Below are 3,627 nucleotides of genomic sequence, written 5' to 3'. Positions count from 1 at the left end.
AGTTCCGTTAGCGCAGTTGGTGAAAGTACGTTAGCGGGGTCGGCGAAAGCGCGTTAGCGCATTCGGCGAGATGCGTTTGCGAAAGTGGTCAATTTTAGATTAGCGCTAACACGGCCGACCTGGCGCTGGCCATGTCGCACGTGAACTCCGAGCCCCGCGGCGCGCTCGGCTTCGCGACGCCCGCGCGCGCCTTCAGGGCGATGCTCGGGGAGGACGCGGCGGCGCTGCTGGACGCCTACGGCGTGGAGGACGTGCCGCTCGGCGATCTCGACCTGACGCCGGGGCTCATCGAGAGGGCGCGCGCAGAGAGGGGCGATGCCCCGCTGGCCTAGCCTAGGAGAAAAACGGAATAGACGGACCGACCGTCCGGCTGAGTCTGGGAAGAGGTGCCGGGCGGCGGGCGGAGCATGGCCACCGGACCCATCGAAACACATCTCCACCATTCCTTCAACTGGGAAAATGCCGCCCCCGGGGCCCGAGAGGGGCCGCGGGGGCGTTCGGTTGACTGCGGGAGCGTGCCGTCAGCTCAATGTGTTCGGCTGAGATCGGAAATCAACCACGTTTGGAATTGCGTCCCAAAAAGTGGTGTAGGGCCATTCCCCGCAGTCCGGATTCTACGCTGCCCTCAACCTCCTCTTAAACTCCCGCTCGACCACCGAGACGACCCTCAGGAGCTCTGCCTCGTCCGCCTCGCCGCCCCTGGCGGCGGGGGCCAGGTCCCGCATGGACCTCGCGTCGATGAACTTGGCGTCGAGCCACAGGTAGGGCCAGGACCTGCCGGAGAGGTCGCGGCCCCGGAGCACCGAGACCTCCTCGCCGAGCGACGAGCACAGCTTCGACACGCGCGAGCGGCCCACCTCCTCCACGCCGAGCTCGGAGGCGACCCTCTCGACCTTGCTGGTGAAGACGCCGTCGGCCTACATCTCGCAGACGCAGGACGCCAGCGCGGTGTCGGTCCGCGGCCAGCGCCTGACGATGCCGTTAACGACGAGCGTGTCGTCGCCGCGACATCGGCCGAAAGCGGGCAAACCTTATTCGTCGGCGACTTGTAGTCTCATCCCATTCTCGCCTCGTCTTGTCTCCCATCCAATCTGCGTGACCGCCTCCGACAGCTGCCCATCATGCGTGACCAGCAGGAACGCGCCGGGAAAACCAATCAGCATGCCCTGAAGCGCTTCGATGGAGCCTATATCGAGATGATTCGTCGGTTCATCGAGCACGAGGAGGTTGGGATTCGTAACAAGCTGCTGCGCAAGCATGAGTTTGCGGAGCTCGCCAGGACTCAAATCGTCTCCATCGAGCAGTTTATCGGGGTCGGAATTCAGCCGCGCCACGATGGAGAGGACGCGGCCCTTCGTCTCTTGGTCCTGACCCCGTAGTCGTCTCAGGGCCCGCCCGCGTTCTTCCGGTCCGACGTCCTGGGGAACGTACGCCACTTTGACGGTATCGGGAACAGACTCAATGACGCTTCGTACCACCAGGCTCTTTCCCGTTCCGTTCGCGCCAGTCAACACCACGTGATCCGTTGGCAAGATCCAGAGCTCTGGCACGTCTATCGAGAAATCACCAGCGGACAGTCGCGTCGCCTCTAGGTGCACCACGCAGCTCGAACGCGCGGCAATGCCGAACGCGCCGATAGTATGGTCGTATCGCTTCGAGACAACTCTCTTTGAGAGCTCTCCCTCGGCCTTTGCCAGCCGTTCACTCATATTGGACGAGAGCTTGCCAGCCACGCCGTCCTTTCCTGAGACTATGGCGCGTCCAATCCTCTCCCGTGCGTCACTGTCGTGCTTGTCCAGGTTGCGCTTGCTGCGCTTGCCCTTCTGACGCGCCGCCTCCTCGCTTCTGCGCTGGGCTTCCGCCTTCAAGCGCTTCGCTTCGCGGGCGGCCTTCTCGCGGTCCCTGATTGCAGCAGAGCGCTCGATGGCCGCTTGGCCACTCGCCTTCGAGTACCCTCCGGGTCGCATGGTCCAACGCACCCCCTCGCACATCAGGCTCTGGCTCACAAGGCTATCCAGCAGAGCCCTGTCATGCGAGATGAGAATTCCGATGCCGCTGAAGGAAGCGAGGGCTTCCCTCACGATGTTGCGTGTCACGACGTCGAGGTCGTTTGTCGGCTCGTCCATGATGAGGACTTCCGGTCGCGCATAGAGCGCGCATGCGATCTGGAGTCGCTTCTGCTGACCGCCAGATAGAGTGCCATAGCGCCAGAACCAGTCGTCTTCGACGCGAAGCAAAGCCCTTGCTCGTTGCGCTTCCTTGCCCCAGTCCGATGCGAGGTCGAAGAGATTGTCCGGTTCCTGGGTCGAGTCCTGCTGGCAGTACGCCGAGAACAGCTTCGGACTCACCGTTCCGGAATCTGGCGCGATGGAGTGCGCGGCGATACGGGCAAGCGTGCTCTTCCCGCATCCGTTATCGCCGATGATGCCCGTCCATCCCGACGGGAACGTGACGCTGACGTCATCGATGGCGGCCGATACCGTACCAGGGTAGGTATAGCTGATGTGATTGAGATTCAGTTGCATGGCGAGCTCCTTCGAGGGGAGGTCGCGCAAAGGGTCAGGCACGCGATGCATGAACTTGAAACGAGAAGACACTGAAGCGATGCGGCACCCTGAAGCGCGACCCGATTAGCGGCATGGTCGTATGGGGCGCCCGAAATGGGCATCGCTAGTTCTTCATCTAACCTGACCTAACTCGAAGCGGCGCTTGCCAAAGGCCCCGCTGATGAATTGTCGACGAGCATTGTAGCATGGCTCTGACCTGGATGCAAAGCGGATTTGCAACCAGACGAAGAACGCCCTAATGACGCATCTCTGACGCTGTCCACACAATGCCAGCTGTTACGTATTTGGCCGAAACCTGCGCGACGACCCTTCGATGTCGCCCCCGTGCAAAGTGAGCGGACTCCAGCAAGCCTTTGGGACTCGTGGCGCTTCTGCTCATGCTCCACGTCCCCATCGGCGGCAACGATACACGCTCGACGTCATAACGGGCAAGCGCAACTATCCTGGCAGCAAATAGCAGGAGTCCTGGCTCGACATCCTTGAAAGGCTTCCCGAGGCTTAAGAAACTCCTCTGCCGAACTGCATTCGGCAGAGGAGTTTAGCATGACTCATGACTGCCACCTTTGCGGCTTCGTAGTAGGCATGCTCGACAGTATCGGCGTCGATGCCAACGGCTTCGGCAATCCACAAAAGCGATGCAACATTCTGGAGCAAGCTGTAGGTTCGCTCGGCATCGCTGTTCTCGTTCTTGCACGTAAAACTGCCATACCCCTTAGGACCCTGGCTCTTGAACCAGGCAAGCATGCGCTCTCTCATCTCGCCCGGTGGCGATTGGAAATTTGCGGACTTCGCTGTCATAGCGGCCGCTTGCTGGATAATGCCTATTTACCTACTTAAAGAAATTCAACATCTCTTGACGTGTAACCATGAGATCTTTCCTCCGACTTTAACTCGCAGCAATAGTGCTAACACAGCCGACTTTCGAACGCTCGTATACGTTCTGAAATGATTTGGCTCTTCGGTGGTTTCTGTGGGAGAGATTCCGGCATAGGCCCAGCTCAGCGGGCGAAAACAACGATCTGGAACTGAAACGGCCCCGGGAGGGGCCGTTTCCGCGTCA

Annotated in this window: 3 protein-coding genes and 1 pseudogene; 2 read left to right on the top strand and 2 right to left on the bottom strand. The window is 60.6% G+C overall.

All coding sequences use genetic code 11. From position 1 onward, the window contains the following. The first annotated feature begins 131 nt into the window (after positions 1–131). Positions 132–332: a hypothetical protein gene (locus ACTQ1E_RS08710; RefSeq protein ID WP_441565875.1), complete on the top strand. Its 201-nt coding sequence runs from the start codon at positions 132–134 to the stop codon at positions 330–332. Positions 333–728: 396 nt separating this feature from the next. On the opposite strand, the pseudogene ACTQ1E_RS08705 reads toward ACTQ1E_RS08710, so the two are convergent. Both ACTQ1E_RS08705 and ACTQ1E_RS08700 read right to left on the bottom strand, forming a co-directional pair. Beyond that, positions 729–974, bottom strand: a pseudogene (locus tag ACTQ1E_RS08705) (transposase); the annotation flags it as partial. A gap of 57 nt (positions 975–1,031) precedes the next feature. Then, entirely contained in the window at positions 1,032–2,525 is a 1,494-nt protein-coding gene (locus ACTQ1E_RS08700) for an ATP-binding cassette domain-containing protein (protein ID WP_441069450.1), read from the bottom strand. A gap of 585 nt (positions 2,526–3,110) precedes the next feature. On the opposite strand from ACTQ1E_RS08700, the gene ACTQ1E_RS08695 reads away from it, so the two are divergent. Then, complete coding sequence (locus ACTQ1E_RS08695) at positions 3,111–3,404, top strand: hypothetical protein (protein WP_441069488.1); 294 nt, start codon at positions 3,111–3,113, stop codon at positions 3,402–3,404. Positions 3,405–3,627: the final 223 nt, after the last annotated feature.

The organism is Collinsella sp. LCP21S3_C7, from assembly GCF_052118485.1.
Classification (GTDB): domain Bacteria; phylum Actinomycetota; class Coriobacteriia; order Coriobacteriales; family Coriobacteriaceae; genus Collinsella.
Note: the sequence above shows the minus strand (reverse complement) of the source record. Positions and strands in the feature narration are given on the sequence as shown.